The 15933-nt window shown below is 61.7% G+C and carries 18 protein-coding genes and 1 pseudogene; 14 read left to right on the top strand and 5 right to left on the bottom strand.

Annotated features, from left to right (window positions below):
- From ACH2EI_RS11645 to ACH2EI_RS11635, 3 genes are all read right to left on the bottom strand, one after another.
- Positions 1–321, bottom strand: a 321-nt coding sequence (locus tag ACH2EI_RS11645) for a DUF1990 family protein (RefSeq protein WP_395160122.1), incomplete at its 3' end; no start/stop codon positions are given.
- Positions 322–404: 83 nt separating this feature from the next.
- Complete coding sequence (locus ACH2EI_RS11640) at positions 405–1523, bottom strand: adenylate/guanylate cyclase domain-containing protein (RefSeq protein WP_395155129.1); 1119 nt, start codon at positions 1521–1523, stop codon at positions 405–407.
- Positions 1524–1636: 113 nt separating this feature from the next.
- Complete coding sequence (locus ACH2EI_RS11635) at positions 1637–2431, bottom strand: B12-binding domain-containing protein (protein ID WP_395155128.1); 795 nt, start codon at positions 2429–2431, stop codon at positions 1637–1639.
- A 118-nt stretch (positions 2432–2549) separates the two neighbouring features.
- On the opposite strand from ACH2EI_RS11635, the gene ACH2EI_RS11630 reads away from it, so the two are divergent.
- From ACH2EI_RS11630 to ACH2EI_RS11575, 12 genes and pseudogenes are all read left to right on the top strand, one after another.
- Entirely contained in the window at positions 2550–3368 is an 819-nt protein-coding gene (locus tag ACH2EI_RS11630; RefSeq protein WP_395155127.1) for a bacteriorhodopsin-like, read from the top strand.
- 94 nt (positions 3369–3462) lie between these two features.
- Positions 3463–3819 carry a WhiB family transcriptional regulator gene (locus ACH2EI_RS11625; RefSeq protein ID WP_395155126.1) on the top strand — a complete coding sequence of 119 codons (357 nt, stop codon included), beginning with the start codon at positions 3463–3465 and terminating at the stop codon, positions 3817–3819.
- Positions 3820–4025: 206 nt separating this feature from the next.
- Complete coding sequence (locus ACH2EI_RS11620; protein WP_395155125.1) at positions 4026–4817, top strand: hypothetical protein; 792 nt, start codon at positions 4026–4028, stop codon at positions 4815–4817.
- Between the two features lie 226 nt (positions 4818–5043).
- A complete protein-coding gene (locus tag ACH2EI_RS11615; protein WP_395153740.1) occupies positions 5044–6495 on the top strand; it encodes an NADP-dependent isocitrate dehydrogenase in 1452 nt (483 codons plus the stop codon).
- A 119-nt stretch (positions 6496–6614) separates the two neighbouring features.
- The gene (locus ACH2EI_RS11610; protein WP_395153741.1) at positions 6615–6923 is read left to right on the top strand and encodes a helix-turn-helix transcriptional regulator; all 309 of its coding nucleotides are present in this window, start codon (positions 6615–6617) and stop codon (positions 6921–6923) included.
- Between the two features lie 80 nt (positions 6924–7003).
- Positions 7004–7192 (top strand): CopG family transcriptional regulator, encoded by a 189-nt coding sequence (locus ACH2EI_RS11605; protein WP_395153742.1) that lies wholly within the window; start codon positions 7004–7006, stop codon positions 7190–7192.
- Between the two features lie 97 nt (positions 7193–7289).
- Positions 7290–7523: a type II toxin-antitoxin system ParD family antitoxin gene (locus ACH2EI_RS11600; protein ID WP_395153743.1), complete on the top strand. Its 234-nt coding sequence runs from the start codon at positions 7290–7292 to the stop codon at positions 7521–7523.
- Positions 7524–7527: 4 nt separating this feature from the next.
- On the top strand, positions 7528–7851 hold the full coding sequence (locus tag ACH2EI_RS11595) for a type II toxin-antitoxin system RelE/ParE family toxin (protein WP_395153744.1): 324 nt from the start codon (positions 7528–7530) through the stop codon (positions 7849–7851).
- A gap of 237 nt (positions 7852–8088) precedes the next feature.
- On the top strand, positions 8089–8322 hold the full coding sequence (locus tag ACH2EI_RS11590) for a winged helix-turn-helix transcriptional regulator (RefSeq protein ID WP_395153749.1): 234 nt from the start codon (positions 8089–8091) through the stop codon (positions 8320–8322).
- 11 nt (positions 8323–8333) lie between these two features.
- Positions 8334–8663 (top strand): nitroreductase/quinone reductase family protein, encoded by a 330-nt coding sequence (locus ACH2EI_RS11585; protein WP_395153745.1) that lies wholly within the window; start codon positions 8334–8336, stop codon positions 8661–8663.
- Between the two features lie 65 nt (positions 8664–8728).
- Positions 8729–9292, top strand: a pseudogene (locus ACH2EI_RS11580) (DsbA family protein); the annotation flags it as partial.
- 45 nt (positions 9293–9337) lie between these two features.
- A complete protein-coding gene (locus tag ACH2EI_RS11575; RefSeq protein WP_395160120.1) occupies positions 9338–9541 on the top strand; it encodes a hypothetical protein in 204 nt (67 codons plus the stop codon).
- A gap of 97 nt (positions 9542–9638) precedes the next feature.
- On the opposite strand, the gene ACH2EI_RS11570 is transcribed toward ACH2EI_RS11575, so the two are convergent.
- A complete protein-coding gene (locus tag ACH2EI_RS11570) occupies positions 9639–11081 on the bottom strand; it encodes a DUF2130 domain-containing protein (RefSeq protein ID WP_395160118.1) in 1443 nt (480 codons plus the stop codon).
- A 126-nt stretch (positions 11082–11207) separates the two neighbouring features.
- On the opposite strand from ACH2EI_RS11570, the gene ACH2EI_RS11565 reads away from it, so the two are divergent.
- Both ACH2EI_RS11565 and ACH2EI_RS11560 read left to right on the top strand, forming a co-directional pair.
- A complete protein-coding gene (locus ACH2EI_RS11565) occupies positions 11208–14642 on the top strand; it encodes a TM0106 family RecB-like putative nuclease (RefSeq protein ID WP_395160116.1) in 3435 nt (1144 codons plus the stop codon).
- 105 nt (positions 14643–14747) lie between these two features.
- Positions 14748–15443 (top strand): putative quorum-sensing-regulated virulence factor, encoded by a 696-nt coding sequence (locus ACH2EI_RS11560; protein WP_395154649.1) that lies wholly within the window; start codon positions 14748–14750, stop codon positions 15441–15443.
- A gap of 120 nt (positions 15444–15563) precedes the next feature.
- Here the strand turns inward: ACH2EI_RS11560 and ACH2EI_RS11555 are convergent, their stop codons facing one another.
- Positions 15564–15806 (bottom strand): hypothetical protein, encoded by a 243-nt coding sequence (locus ACH2EI_RS11555; RefSeq protein WP_395160114.1) that lies wholly within the window; start codon positions 15804–15806, stop codon positions 15564–15566.
- Positions 15807–15933 lie beyond the last annotated feature (127 nt).

Here is a 15933-nt window from a genome sequence, read left to right as displayed (position 1 = left end):
GACGCGGCACACCACATCGATGTAGCCGACCGGCAGCGGCGCGGCCATGGCAACAACGGTCCCGACGGTGGGTGGTCCCGGGTGGGCGACGACCAGCCCTGACGTTGTTTGCATGCGCCAGTCGCGAAGCGCGTCGGAGGCACGTTCAAAGACGGGACGACCGTTTCCGAGGTCGCGGGACCAGTGGCCGTATCGATAACCGGGTGCACCGGCGCTCCACGCGGTGATGCCGACTGGCGAGTACGTCAACTCGTCTGTGACCGCCGCCTCAGCGAGCACACGGAGCTGCGAAATGGTCGGCCGAGTGACGTGCAGTGACATGCCCCCATTCTTGCGTGGAGCGTGTCTGGGCATGCGCCAGTTCGGTATGTCGGGCACGCCACTGGAGACAGCAGCGCCGTCGGCTATTGCTCGGAGTGAGAGGAGGGGTGCTGGCCCATGGGACCGGGACGCAGTCGGTAGACGCGGACCTCGCCGATGTGACGGAGGTTGCGTTGCCCGAGGCTGCGGAGGGCGAATCTCCGATCGCCGGCCAGCTCGTCGCGGAGGCTTTGGTTGACGTTGACCGCACCGGCCCGACCGATCGCCGCGAGACGGCTCGCCGTGTTCACGACGGGTCCATAGAGATCGCCATCACGCGCCAGGGTCGGTCCGCTCGCCATGCCGATCCGGAGGCCACTCAGAATCGGATCACGTTTGACGGCGTTGGTTAACTCAAGAGCGATCAGTGCCGCCTGAGCCGGATCGAGGACGGAGAACATCGCGGCGTCGCCGATCATCTTGACGATCCGGCCGTCGTTGCCCACCACGACGTCGTGAACCAACGAATCGAACCGTCCGACGAGGTCGGCCAGCTTGCGGTCGTTGAGGTGGAGGCTCAGCTCCGTGAAGCGCACGAGGTCGGCGAATCCGATGACCTGTGTTTCGCCACCTGGCGACGAGGCGAGCAACACGCGCCGGCGAGCCGCGGCGCGCAGGTGCCGCCGGAACGAGTAGTCGATGACCTCCGACATGAACGGCAGCAGCTCCCCGGCGCGAACGGCGAGCGCGCTGGGGTCCTCCGCTACATCGTCTCCGTCGTCGGCGCTCGCGGCCGCCTCTCGACGTTCTACTGAACGCGCTGCGCCAGCGTCGACGACGGCGGTCGCGACGTTGGCGAGCGACATGCCGATGACCCGAGAAACCTGGAGTGCCATGTCGGGATCGACGAGGCCGTTCTGTGTCACTGTGACCAGCGACTTGAGAATCGCGACGTCGTGCTTGGTGAACGAGCGCTCGTCATCGTCGGTGTCAACGAAACCCAGGGCCCGCCACAACGACCTCACGACGTCGGCCTCTACGCCGACTTTTGCAGCCAGGTCGTCGATGGTCAACTTCGGCTTGCCCGGGAGCACGACCGCATCGATTGCGAGCAATTCGGCGGTGCCGCTGGCTTCGGCCTCGTCAATCGTCTCTGGTGGCAGTCCCAGGGCTTCGAGGACCTCGCGAACAGTCCGAACTTTTTTCAGACGAAACCTCGGCACGAGAGCAGGCTACGGACGGTCAACGCCTTGCGGCATGAGAACACCACCATGTTGACCACCGGGTTGACGACCGCGCTCGCCAGGGAAAATCGGGCCGGCCAGTGCAGGCTTCGTCAGGAACGGCGGCTGTCAGCTGCTTGTTGGACATCGTCGACGAGTCCGCTCAGCGTCTTGCCCGCTCCACCAACCAATGTCGGCGTGCCTCCCGCACGGATCTTGTCTGCGAATTCCTCAGCCCGATCGGCAGCGTCCGGGTTGGTCACCGAGATCACGGCCACGTCGACCTCCTCATGAGTTGCACAGAAGTTAACGAGTTCCTCACCGGGCAGGTCTGCTCCAAAGTGATGGACATGCCAATTGGCCTCGCGTAGCGCCGCCGTCGCCATCGTCGTCGGCAGGGAGTGCAGGTCACCGGAGATCGCTGCGACCATCACGGTGCCCCGCCGGCGACCCCGCGGGTTGGGCAGCAGATCGCCGAGCGCTCGCTCAATGATCGCCGATGCTCGATGCTCAGCCCAGATGGTCAGGTTCCCGTCGTGCCATGCCTGCCCGATAGCGAGCAGGGGCGGCGAGATCACCTGCTCGATGAGGTCAATGATGGTCGTGCCTTCGTCGACGAGCCTCCTGGCAATCCTGCGGGCCTCAGATTCGTCGCCGGCCAGGAGCGCCTCGTGCATGCGCCCAGACTGACGGACCAGCCGGGCTGCACTGGGCGCGGCCGGGGCCTGCGGCCGGTTACGGCTCGCAGTGACCTCGGCGATGTCGTGGGACGAGACCAAATATTTTCCGCCAACGAGCTGGGCGGGTAGCCGGCCGCTGCGCACCCACCGATACGCGGTTTGGTAGTGAACACCGAGGGCATCTGCTGCGGATTGCAGCTCCAACATCGTCTCGGGTTCACCACTCATCACCGCATCGTAGATGATCAACAATCTTTATGCACTAACCCTGGCTAAGTCAGGCTAAACAATGTTAATATCGGTTTGTCCGCAACGGTGTGGGCGAATTATCACAAGGAGAAGTCCAATGGAGTTCACGTTGACCGAGGCCCAATACAACCTCGTTTACAACTCGTTTTCGTTTGTCATCGCCAGCATGGGTGCAGCACTCGTGTTCTTCCTGCTGGTCAGGAATCGCGTGGCGCCCCAGCACCGCATGGCAGTCACCCTTTCCACGCTGGTCGTCGGCATCGCCCTCTACCACTACGTCCGAATCTTCGGATCCTGGTCCGATGCGTTCAGCTACGTAGGTGGCAAATACGTCCAAGACGGCGAGCCATTCAATGAGGGCTACCGCTACGTCGACTGGTTCTTGACCGTTCCGCTGCTGCTCGCTGAACTCGTGGTGGTGCTGAAGCTCACCAAGGGCAAGACGCGCAGCCTGATCGTCAGGCTGACCATCGCTGCGGTGGCAATGATTGCGCTCGGCTACCCCGGCGAAATCGCTGCCTCAGACTCTTCGGCTCGCACCATGTGGGGCGTGCTGTCAACCATCCCGTTCCTGTACATCCTGTACGTGCTCTTCGTTGAACTCGGCAAGTCGCTCGACCGCCAAAGCGGCGGTGTCAAGAAGCTTGTCGACGCACTCCGCTACATCATTCTGGCCACGTGGGGCATCTACCCGATCGCCTACATGTTGCCATCGCTGATCGACGACACGGCCAAGGCCGAGGTCGCCCGTCAGGTGATGTACTCACTCGGCGACGTGCTCGCCAAGCCGCTCTTCGGGATCCTGGTGTTGGGCATCGCTCTCGCCAAGTCTCGTGAGGACGGCTACGTCGAGCCCGGCGGCCAAGCGGTCGACGCCAATACACCCGACGACGCAAGCGAACTCGTCGAAGCCTGATTCCAACCACAGCATAAATTCCAATGCGGGCTCGGCGCCTCACCCCCCAACTACCCCCCGCGGGGTGTCGGGCCCGCACCCGAAAGGATGAATGATGAACAACTCAACGCTCCGTCTGCTCGACAGTGACCCTCAAGCATGCAACCCGGTTGCTGCTGGTGTTGACTGGAAATTGGACGCGGCTTGCCGTGGCCAACTCGAACTGTTCTTCGCACGCAAAGCCGAACGCCCTGAAGCCCGAGCTCGTCGTGAAGCAAAGGCCAAGAGGGTCTGCGACGAGTGCCCCGTCTTCCACGAGTGCCGCACGATTGCACGGGCAAATTGCGAATACGGCTACTGGGCTGGCGAGTCCGAAGAAGACCGCCACGTCCTCGGTTTCAGAGTCACTGCGCCCATTGGCTTGCGCGCCCGCCTCGCCGACCAGGAGAAGCGGCAGAGCCGCAGCGCCTGAGTCTGCATGTGATGGCCGACGCTCGGCGTTGAGCGACGTCGGTGCTTGCCGATGAGGTGTCAACGAAGACACCGTCATCGGCGTCGGCAGCGGCAGCGGAGTCGCAATAATAGAAGTCTGGGCCTCACGATGTTTGTGAAGTCCACTGACACCTTGTTGGCGAGCACGGGTCGTGATCGGGGGCGACAAGCTGCCGCCATCGCCCGATGACCAGCCCTACTGCCAATCGTCGTTGTGTCCTCGTTCGTCGTCCTGTCGGCCAGGCCACGCCTGACTGTTTTCGAGTCGAAGAGGTCGGGCTCGAGCCATTGCAACCCGGCGAGGTGCGCGTCGCGGTCGAGTATGTGTCGGTCGATGCAGGTACCCGCACGATGCTGCGTGGCGAGGGATTTCACATGCAAGTCGAGATGGGTGGCGTGATTCTTTCGCGAGGCGTAGGCCGCGTGATCGAGTCGGCCGACGATGCGTTTCAGAATGGCCAGGCTGTTGCCGGCCGTCTGGGCGCTCAAACCGTCGCAACGGTCCCTGGCTCGTACTTGATGGTAATCGATGACTCGCTTGGACCGCTGAGCTTGCATCTCGGCGTGCTTGGCCCCTCCACGGGTGTGACCGCCTGGATCGGAATCCGCGAGGTCGCCAAGCCGAAGCCCGGCGACAACGTCGGCGGCGACATTCTCGACGCCGTGCTCGACAATCTTGCACTCCATGCGAACGTCGTCATCTGCGGCGCGGTGTCGCAGTACGACGATATGGACGACATCACCGGTCCGTCGATGTACCTGCGCTTGGCGGAACGGCAGTCGAAGATGGAAGGGTTCGCCTACTTCCACTTCCCAGACAGCATCCCCAAGGCACAAGCAAAACTCGCGAGCTGGGTCGAGGACGGCTCAATCGTCGGTTCCGAGCACGTGCTCGAAGGCATCGACGCGTTCCCCGATGCCCTGCAGTTCATGTTCGAAGGCGGCAACATCGGCAAATTACTCGTCAGCACGACCTAACAGGGCTGCAGGGTCCTGCTCGGCGACGCAACTCCAGGTTGACCGGACCGATCCCCGTCAGGTTTCCACCCGACGCGCTCGCAGGCGCGCCGAACAGCTGTTTATACGTGTCCTCCCAGGACAGATAACGTATCTTTCTCAACACATGGTTTGAAAGACATGTTTCATACGCCTAGAGTAGGCCGGGTGCTCGGTTGAGCGCACACCACCAGGAAAGAGGCCCGACATGTCCACATCACTGAACGGATCGACGCCGATCACGGTCGCCCGCGGCGACGGCATCGGCCCCGAGATCATGGAGGCCACGCTGCGGATCATGGAAGCAGCGGGCGCATCGCTCGACATTGAAGAGATCTCGATCGGCGAAGCAATGTATGAACAGGGCTTCACCGCTGGTCTTTCACCCGAGGCACTGGAGTCGATTCGGCGCACGAAGGTCTTCCTCAAGGCTCCGATCACCACGCCGCAGGGTGGCGGATTCAAGAGTCTCAACGTCACGATCCGCAAGACGTTCGGCATGTACGCCAACATCCGCCCGTGCATCTCCTACAGCCCGTTCGTAGCAACCAAGCACCCGGTGATGGACGTTGTGATCGTGCGCGAGAACGAAGAGGATCTCTACGCGGGGATCGAACACCGCCAGACCGATGAGGTCGTGCAGTGCCTGAAGCTGATCAGTCGCCCGGGCTGTGAGCGGATCGTGCGTTACGCCTTCGAATACGCACGGGTCCACGAACGTCGCAAAGTGACAGCGTTCTCCAAGGACAACATCATGAAATTGACCGACGGCATGTTCCACGCGGTCTTCGACGAAATCGCGTTGGAATACCCGGATATCGAAAGCGAGCATTGGATCGTCGACATCGGAGCGGCCAAGCTCGCCGACACGCCCGAAGCCTTTGACGTCATTGTCATGCAGAACCTCTACGGCGACATTCTGTCCGACGTCGCTGCACAAATCGCCGGCTCGGTCGGCCTGGCGGGAAGCGCCAACATCGGCAACGAAGTGTCGATGTTCGAAGCAATCCACGGCTCTGCACCACGCCGTGCCGGCCAAAACGTCGCCAACCCATCAGGGCTGATTCTCGGTGCGGTCCAGATGCTCGTCCACATCGGCCAAAACGATGTTGCAACCGCCGTCCACAACGCGTGGTTGCGCACCATCGAAGATGGCGTGCACACCTACGACACCTATGACGAGGCCGTCTCAACCGCCAAGGTCAGCACCTCAGGCTTTGCCGACGCCGTGATCGAACGGATCGGTCAGCGTCCTGCGACGCTGCCGGCGGTCGACTACCGCGTCGAAGAGAAGATCACGATCAAACTCACCGAGCGGATCCCGGCCACCAAGGAGCAGGTCGGTGTCGACGTATTCGTTGATGAGCGAAATGCGTCGGTCGACGATCTCGCGTCGAAGCTCATGGGTCTCGCTGGCGAGTTCAGGCTCGACATGATCACCAACCGCGGTCAAAAAGTGTGGCCGGGTGGGGCTGCCGAGACGCTCTGTACCGATCATTGGCGTTGCCGTTTCCTGACCCGCAACGACAAACCAACAACGGCGACGGCCGTAGCAAACCTGCAGTGGCGGCTCGCCGAAAGCGCCATTTCGCCGATCAAGACCGAGGGACTCTTCCTCTTCGACGGTGAACCCGGGTTCAGTAAAGGCCAAGGACAATGACCAGAAGCAGCCCGAACGCAGCGACGTCACGCACTTCGAGAGCCGTGTTTCGCAACCAGTGTCTCGAAATTCCGGTACTCCGCCTCGCTGATCGCCGGGAGATCACTAACGTGGTGTGAGTGGCCAAACACTTCGCGCCCGAACTCGCTGTCGTGCCAACCTGGACCTTTTTCTCCAACCACGCGCACGTACTCGTGTGCGTGGTCCAAGACCCGAAGATGCGCATGGCAGAAATCGCCCGCCTCGTCGGTATCGGCGAACGCGCTGTCCATAACATCGTGCAGGACCTCATCGTCGCGGGCTACATGACCCGGACCAAAGTCGGGCGCCGCAACGAGTACAGCGTCAATCTCGACCATCCTCTCCGCCACCCCCTCGAAGCCGAACACCTCGTCGCTGACGTGTTTGTCCCATTCACCAAAACCTGAGCATCCGGCACTCGACAAACAGCAGCGCATGAGTACCCGGGACGGGATTCGAACGCGTACTCCACGTGAATGGAGGACCGATGACTATCAAGAAGATGACCCGCCAAGAGGAGCACGACTTCTCTGCCGACCCAGAGAACCAGATGCCGCAGGGTCCTGCTCGGCGACGCAACTCCAAGTTGACCGAACTGGTCCCAGTCAGGTTTCCACCCGACACGCTCGCCAAAATCCGCGACGCCGCCGAAGCTGACGATCGATCGCACGTGTAGATCGCGAGCGGTCTGCGGTGCCTCGACGAGTCGGAGTTATGCGCTATCCGGCAGTACGTGGATGACAAAGTTTGCCAACATCGTTAGTCTGAACCCCATGACCACGATGAATGTTTCGTTGCCCGATGAACTCAAGGTCTTCGTTGATGAACGGGTCATTCACGACGGCTATGGGTCGACCAGCGAGTACGTCCGTGACCTGATCCGACGAGATCGCGAACGAGGCCACCTCCGCGACCTCGTCCTCGAGGGCGCGAACTCCGGTCCAGGCGTGGTTGCTGACACTGCCTTCTTCGACGCACTGCGCCAGCGCATCTCGTCGGAGGCCTGACCCCTTGGCGAAGCCAGTTCAATTCAGCGATGTCGCGACGGTCGATCTCGAATCGGCCAGCAGCTACTACGTCGCCGAAACCGACGTGGCAACAGCCATCCGCTTCGTCGACGCAGTCGAAGCCACAGCGCAACGCATCAGCCGAAATCCCCGCCTCGGATCGCTCCGGTTCGCGTACGAACTCTCCGTGCCGGACCTCCGAACCATGCCAGTCGGCAAGTTCCCCTACCTGATGTTCTACTTGGAGCGAGAGACTTTGGTCGACGTCTGGCGACTCCTCCACGTCAGCCGAGACATCTCAGCCAGCCTGCAAGAGCCAGACGCCTGACTCGGATGCGAGCTGGGCGATCTCGAGCGGCATCGCCAGTCGAACGTGCCGATACAGAGTGGGTTTGAGCGTGAACGAGAGCGAACGATCTGGAGCGTTCTTGCTACTTGACTTGACTTGACTTGACTTGACTTGGCTTGACTTGACTTGACTTGACTTGTCCGTCTGCTTGCTTGCCGAGAGCTGGTTGGGTAGCCCCATGGTTGACGGGCCCAGACGTTGATCGGCCGGTGATCGATCACGCTCGTCGAGCGTTTTTCGCCGGTCACCCCCACGACGTTGACACGTCAACTGCGCGAACTCGAGCGCGATGGTCTCGTGACTCGCACGCAGTACAACGAGATTCCGCCTCGCGTCGAGTACGCCGCGACAGAGGCGGCGCTGACCTTGAAGCCGGTGCTGCGGACCATCGCCGATTGGGTCGAAGCGCACACCGAACGCGTCGCGGCTGAGTCTTCGGCGCTGAGCTGAGCCTGCCGCTGGTGCTCGTGACGATGACCGGTGCCAAGTCAGGCCGCGAGCTGTGCTCGCCGTTGGTGTACACCCAGGATGGTGATGATCTCGTGATCATCGCGTCGAAGGCCGGGGCGCCCGAGCATCCGAACTGGTACCACAACCTCGTTGCTCACCCGAGCGTGAACATTGAGGTCGGTGCGGACAAGTACGAGGCAACCGCAGTGCTCACTGACGGTGACGAGCGCCAGCGCCTGTACGACCAGCAATCAGCGACCCAGCCACAGTTCATCCAGTACGCGGCGTCTGCCGCCGAGACCGGGCGTGTCATCCCCGTGTTCCGTCTCGTGCGCAAGTGACCGCAATCGTGACTGAGCCAATCCAACTCACGGTATTTTCCGACTTTCTTTGACCCTGGTGCTATGTCGCGACCGTGCGTTTCGACGACCTGAAAGACAAGTTCGGCGATCTGATCAAGATTGAGTGGAAAGCGTTCATGCTCCGCCCGACCGAAGCGGGCCGCAAGACCCGCGAAGAGTTCATCGAGTACACGCGGAACTGGGCTCGCATGCCTGAAGTCGACCCTCGGCTCGAAGCAACCTCGCCGTGGGCCTCCGACGATCCGTCTCCGAGCCACAGCCTCCCGGCGCTGGCAGCGGCGAAACTTGTCACGGCATACGGAACCAACGCCGAAGATGACTTCCATCACCGAATGTTCAAGGCCTACTTCTCGCAGAACCGAACAATCTCGGATCTTGCAGTGATCACCAGTATTGCTGCAGAGGCCGGTCTGGATCGTGTCGACTTCGCTGCAGCGTTCGAGGCCCAGTACGACACGCTTGCCAACGCAGTGATCGCTGATCACAACGAAGCCCAGCAGCTCGGCATTTCCGGCGTGCCGGCAACCATCGTCAACAACGAAGTACTGGTGTCGGGCGCTCAACCAACCGAAGCATTCATCGGCCTGATCGAAGCGAGGCTTTCATGAAGGCTGATTTTTCGATCGACCCGATTTGACCATGGTGTTGGGTGAGTGCCCCCACTTGCGCCAGCGATCCCGCATGATCTGATCGGGCCCGCTCCACAGCCTGGCGCTGATGTTCCTGCTCGACAGGTTCAGCGCTTGCTGGCCGACGACGGACTCAAGGGTCGCAAGGTTCCGGATCTCCTCATTGCTGCACTCAACGGGGGCCGTATCAACTGGACCAACTATCGGGTCCCCTTCGCGCCGATCTGAGCGATGCTTGAGAATTTACATTCTGGGCCGGCGGTGCGATGGCATCCGACAGCACAGGCGATCGCTGCCTGACCGCCCGACGGAATGTGACGCTCCCCTACTCAGCATCAGGCGTATCCGGACTGTTCAACTCGGCGAACTTAGTCTCCATTGTCGGGTTGCTGCGCGTCAACTTCTTGATCGTCACGTCTTGTGCCTTGTCGTTCGCTAGACGGAGGTTGCGCTCCGTTCCCATGAGCGCGTCTTTCGTCTTCTGCAGGTGGTCGATCGACTTGTCGATCTCGGCGATCGCAGTCTGAAATCGTCTCGACGCGAGGTCATAGTTTTTCCCGAAGGCAGCCTTGAACGTCTCAAGGTCATCCTCGAAGTTCGTGACATCGATGTTCTGCGACTTCACCAGCGCAAGTTCCGACTTGTACTCGAGCGAGCTCATTGCGGCGTTGCGCAGCAGTGTGATGATCGGGATGAAAAACTGTGGCCGCACCACGTACATCTTCGGATAGCGGTGGGACACGTCGACGATCCCTGTGTTGTACAGCTCGCTCTCTGGCTCGAGCAGGGAAACCAGGATCGCGTACTCGCACCCCTTCTCCGTCCGGTCCTTGTCGAGCTCCTTGAAGAAGTCCTCGTTCTTGCGTTTCGTCGCAGTTTCGTCTGACTCGTTCTTCATCTCGAACATGATCGAAACGATCTCGGTTTCAGCCTCGTCGGACTCCCGGAAGATGTAGTCGCCCTTGCTGCCGGCCCGCGCATCGTTGTCCTTCTCGAAGTACGCGCTAGGAAACGCTGTGGCGCGGAGCTGGTTGAACGTCGTCTCGCAGTGCTGTTCGAGGGTTTCGCCGACCATCTTCGTTGAGAGCCGCGCCTTCATATCTCGCAACCGCTCGATCGAGTCATCACGATCCTTGATCTGAGTCTCGTACTTTTCCTTCAGCGACGTTTCGGCCAGTTGCTTCTCGAGCTCAACTCGAGCGAGTCCGTTCTTCAGCTCGTCGCGCTCTTTTTCGACCACACCGACCGCCTCGGCGATAGCAAGTTTCTGAGCGATTTCGCCGGCATCGAGCTTCGTCGTCAGCTGCTGGATCTCTGTGTCCTTCGCTGCCGCTGCCTTCTGTAGTTCGTTCACAGATTTCGCCTCGGCAAGCTCCACAGCCGACTGCGTTTCCTGCTGCGACTGCTCAAGCTGCGCCTTCAGCTGCTGCAGCTCGACGTCTTTTTTCGCCGCTGCCTCCTGCATCCCATTCGCGACCTTCACCTCCGCAAGCTCCACGGCTGACTGCTTCTCGCTCAGCGACTGCGCAAGTTGCGCCTTCAGGTCTTGGAGCTCGGCGGCCTTGGCCGCAGCCGCTTTCTGCAACTCGCCGGCGGCCTTCATCTCTGCCAACTCGACAGCGCTTTGCTTGTCCTGTTCGGCCAGTTTCAATCGCTCATGCAGATCGCGCTCAAACTCGCTATCGCGGACCTGTTTCTGGATCTCTGCGAACCCGGCCCCGTCGATGGTGAATGTCTGACCGCAGTGCGGACACTTGACGTCTTGCATAACTAGTTCTCCTTGACTACTTCGGCTCGATGAGGTTCCGGCTGGGGCTCAGGTAGCAGGTCAGACTGCACCCTGATCCAGTCGCGTAACATAACCAAGATGGACCGGGCAAACGGGAAGTTGATCGTGAGCCCTACTGACCTGGTTGGGTTCCTTGCCTGCGGGCATTTGTCGGTGCTCGATCTCGAAGCTCTCGAGGGTCGCCTACGTAAGCCCACTCGTGGCGATGCTGAACTCGAAGTGCTTCAGCGCCGAGGCCTCGAACACGAAGCCGCCTACCTCGCGTCGTTGGCCGATGCCGGGCTGAATGTTGCCGAGATCGACGAGCCAGCGGCCGACGTCGACCGGGTCACCGGCCTCAGACGACGTGAGGTTGACACGGTCGCCGCCATGCGGGCTGGCGCCGACATCGTTTTCCAGGCCACGTTTTTCGATGAACGCTTCGATGTGGGATGGCGCGGCCACGCCGACTTTCTTCGCAAAGTTGAGAGCCCGAGTTCGCTCGGCGATCACAGCTATGAGCCGGAGGACACCAAGCTCGCTCGTCAGGTGAAGCCGTCAGCGGTCCTGCAGCTCTGTCACTATGCCGAGCAAGTGGAACGGCTCCAGGGAGTTGCGCCGGACCAGGTCCACGTGGTGCTGGGTGGACAACAGCGCGAGTCGGTCCGCCTTGCCGACGTTGCCGCCTACTACCGGGCGGCTCGCGCGCGATTCCTCGCAGCGCTCACACAACAGCGGGCCACCTACCCCCTACCGGTCAAGCACTGCGCGGTCTGCCGTTGGGCGGAGACGTGTGAGCAACGCCGCGAGGACGACGATCACATGTGTCGAGTGGCGAACCTGACCCGCGAGCATGCTCGAAAGTTCGAGATTGCAGGCATCGACACGCTGGCAGCTTTGGCCACCAGCTCCGATGCCTTGACTGTGCCCGGCATTGGTGCCGCGACCGTCACCCGCCTACGGCAACAGGCCCGTCTTCAGGCAGCCAGGGGTCCTGCGACGGTGCCACCGGTCGAGTTGATCCTGCCGGTCGAGACCGACCGCGGGCTCGCGTTCCTGCCGGAGCCCGATCCTGGGGATCTGTTCTACGACATCGAGGGCGACCCCTACGTCGGAGATGGAGGCATCGAGTACCTGCACGGCGTTGGTTGGGCCGATGGCGACGGGTTCGGGTTTCAAGCACTGTGGGCGCATACGGCTGCCGCCGAGCGCCAAGCTTTTGAGGAACTCATCGATCTGATCGTCGAGCGGCGTCGAAACCATCCCCGAATGCACGTCTATCACTACGCGCCCTACGAACCCAGCGCACTTGGCAAGCTGATGGGCCGCTACGGCACACGCGAAGCCGAGCTGGACGACTTGTTGCGGGGCGGTGTGTTCGTCGACCTGTACCGGGTCGTGCGCCAAGGCCTCGTCATTGGCTCACCGTCGTATTCGTTGAAGAAGCTCGAGCCCCTTTACATGGAGGCCCGGACCGGCGAGATCGTCGACGCCGGTTCCAGCATCGTCGAATACGAGCGATGGCTACAGACCGGCGACCAACAGATCCTCGCTGACATCGAGGCGTACAACCGCGATGATGTCGAGTCGACGTGGCGGCTGCGCGACTGGTTGGAGGAGCGACGCCAGGAGTTGATCGCTGCCGGTCACGTGGTCGATCGACCTGCACTTCGAGTAACTGAGGGGGACGAAGAAGAACCGGTTGAATTTGAGCGCGAGGAGGACGTTCTCGCCGATCTGCTGCTCAATGGTCGCGTCGACCCACCGACCGAGGCCGACGATGAGGGCATGCGTGCCCGTTGGCTGATGGCCCACTTGCTGCGATGGCATCGACGGGAGGACAAGCCCGAGTGGTGGCGCTACTTCGACCGGATACTGAACTGCGACGAAGCGGACCTTCTCGCCGACACCGAAGCCATCGCCGGGTTGAGCGTGTCGGGTGAACCGACGCCGGACAAGAGATCCCTCATCTGGCACTACGAGTTCGATCCCGACCAAGAACACAAGCTCCCCGTCGGCAAGCAAGTGCTCGACCCGGCGACTGAGCGAACGAAGTATCTCACCGGGGATGGGCCCCCGGGACCGGGGACGCTTGTGAGCATCGATCACGCACGCGGCATTCTGAGCCTGCGCCGGGGTACCGCATCGGGAGCCCCCCACCCAACCGCTCTCATTCCGCCTGGTCCAATCCGCACCGCCGAGCAGCGATTCTCGCTGCAACGGGTGGCCGCAGCGCTGCTCGAGCACGGTATTGAGGGGCCCGGGCCAGCAGAGGCAGCTCGCCAGTTCCTCGCTGGCCGCGCGCCCAGGGTGGGCGGCGGGCGCCAGGGAGATCCTCTACGAGTCGATGGCGAATCGGCGCTCGACGCTGCAGTGCGGCTTGCGTTGACGCTCGACCGTTCATTCCTACCAATCCAAGGTCCTCCGGGTTCGGGCAAGACCTTCACAGCGGCGCGAGTCATCACCGCTCTCGTCGCCTCCGGGCGGACGGTTGGGATCACCGCCAACAGCCATGCCGTCATCGGCAACCTCCTCAAGGAGGTCGCCGAACAGGCCTCCGAGCAAGGCGTTGGATTGCGAGCAATCCAGAAAGTGTCCGAGGGAGCGGACGGCTTCAGCCACCCTTCGGTGCAGATCACCACGAAGAATGAAGATGTTGAGAACGCTCTGTCGGGCGGTGCTGTTGATGTGGTCGCTGGAACCGCTTGGTTGTTCGCGAGAGAGGCGATGACCGAGGCGGTCGACACGCTCGTGATCGATGAAGCTGGCCAGCTCTCACTGGCCAACGTGCTCGCCGTTGCCCCGGCCGCTTCGAACCTGATCTTGGTCGGCGACCCACGCCAACTGGCCCAGCCCTCCAAGGGAACCCACCCAGTAGGCGCGGAGGCCTCAGGGCTCGACCATGTTCTCGGCGGCGAGGCCACGATGCCCAGTCATCTCGGCCTGTTCCTCGATCGAAGCTGGCGAATGCACCCGGATATTTGTGGATTCATCTCCGAGCAGGTCTACGACGGACGCCTTGAAAGCGAGGCCCAATGCGCCGTCCAACAAATCGATGATGGTGCCGTCGTGGGTGGAACAGGGTTGCGATGGATTGCTGTCGAACACGAAGGGAACCGAACCTCGTCGGCAGAAGAGGGCGAAGCGGTGGCGGTGGCATTCGAAGCTTTGTTGGGGCGAATGTGGACCGATCGCACAGGAGCCCGGCGGCCCATCGGCATCGACGACATTCTGGTCGTGGCCCCCTACAACGCGCAGGTCCACTTACTCGCCGAACGTCTGCCGGTTGGCGCGAGGGTCGGCACCGTCGACAAGTTCCAAGGCCAACAGGCCCCGGCGGTTCTCGTGTCGTTGTCGGCGTCGAGCGCCGAGGACGTATCGCGCGGCATGGAGTTTCTTTACTCCCGCAATCGCCTCAACGTTGCCGTGTCACGAGCGAAAGCGCTGTGTGTCATGGTGGGCAGCCCGACGCTGCTCGCGGTGTCTTGCCGCACGGTCGACCAGATGAGGCTCGCCAACGTGCTGTGTCGATACGTCGAGATGGCCGAGCGCTCCGACTGAGTCGAGTCTGTTCCAGGTCACCGGGCCGTGAGATCGTGCCGGCTCAACACTGAGGAGGAAGCGCATCACCGCAACACCTGAGCCAGAACACCTAACGTTCGCCCCATGCGGGCAGCAGATTTCGATCAGATCATCGTTGTCGACATCGAAACGACCGGTCTTGGGCCGGGCGCACGACCAGTTGAGGTCGCGTGGATCCAGGTCGACCACGACCTGAACGAGATCGCGAGAGCGGGATCTCTGGTCAACCCCGGCATACCCATCGAACCCGGAGCGTCGGCGGTGAACGGAATCACCGATGCCATGGTCGCCAAATCACCAACGCTCGAGCACCTCGTGCGGTCGATTCATGGCGATCCGTTTGCCGCTGGTCACACACTTGTGATCGCACACAACGCACCCTTCGACTATCCCCACTTCGCTCCGTTCTTCGACACCAGTGAATCGCTATGCACCATGCGCCTTGCCCGGCACATCCTTGCCGATTTCGACAACTACCGCCTTGACACCCTGTGCACTCACCTCGGCCTGAGCGGTACACAAGACCATCGGGCAATGGGCGACACTGAAATGTGTTTGGCTCTCATGAAGCACCTGACCGATCATCACGAAGACGGCATCGACGGTCTGCTCGCACTGTCGGCCAGCGCTCTCTCCGAAATGACGATGCCGTTCGGAAAACACAAGAACACACCCATCGCAGACCTGCCGCCCGACTATGTGAAATGGATGCGCTCCGAAATGGACGGCCTCAATGGCGACCTCCTCGCGTGTCTCGATCTACACCACCCCTCGGCCTGATCTCGAACAGTCACCGACACCACAGGTCTGCTCACCGGCCTCGACGCCCAGAGCTACATCGCCTCCCACTCGACCTGATGCCGAAGCCCCTTGCGCCGGGACCCCGCGTTGAGTTCCCAGTCAGAGCGGCCGGGCAACAGCGCGAGCAAGGCCTCTGATCCGCGTGCGGCGGTGCGCAGCTTCTGTTTCGTCTACTCCAGCGACTGCGACTCGCATCACGGGCCCGTCCTCGACGAAGTCGATCGCCAACTGACTCCGAATCGGATCAAACTCAGCGTCACCGAACGAGGCGGTCTCGCCGGCCGCTGCCATCAGCTCGAGACAGGTCCACAGATCGACTGCATCCCGGTCGACGTCGCGCACACGTCGAGCGTGCAGCTTCAATCCGAGCAGACTCGCAAGGTCGGGCAGCAACACGTCAAGCTGAACGACATCGCCATCGGTCAACCTCACCTCGCCGACAACGCGAATCGTCCTTCAGCGCGTACGG

It is taken from the genome of Ilumatobacter sp., from assembly GCF_041688325.1.
Taxonomy (GTDB): Bacteria; Actinomycetota; Acidimicrobiia; order Acidimicrobiales; family Ilumatobacteraceae; genus Ilumatobacter_A.
The sequence above is the reverse complement of the archived record's forward strand: the minus strand, read 5'-3'. Positions and strand labels throughout refer to the sequence as shown.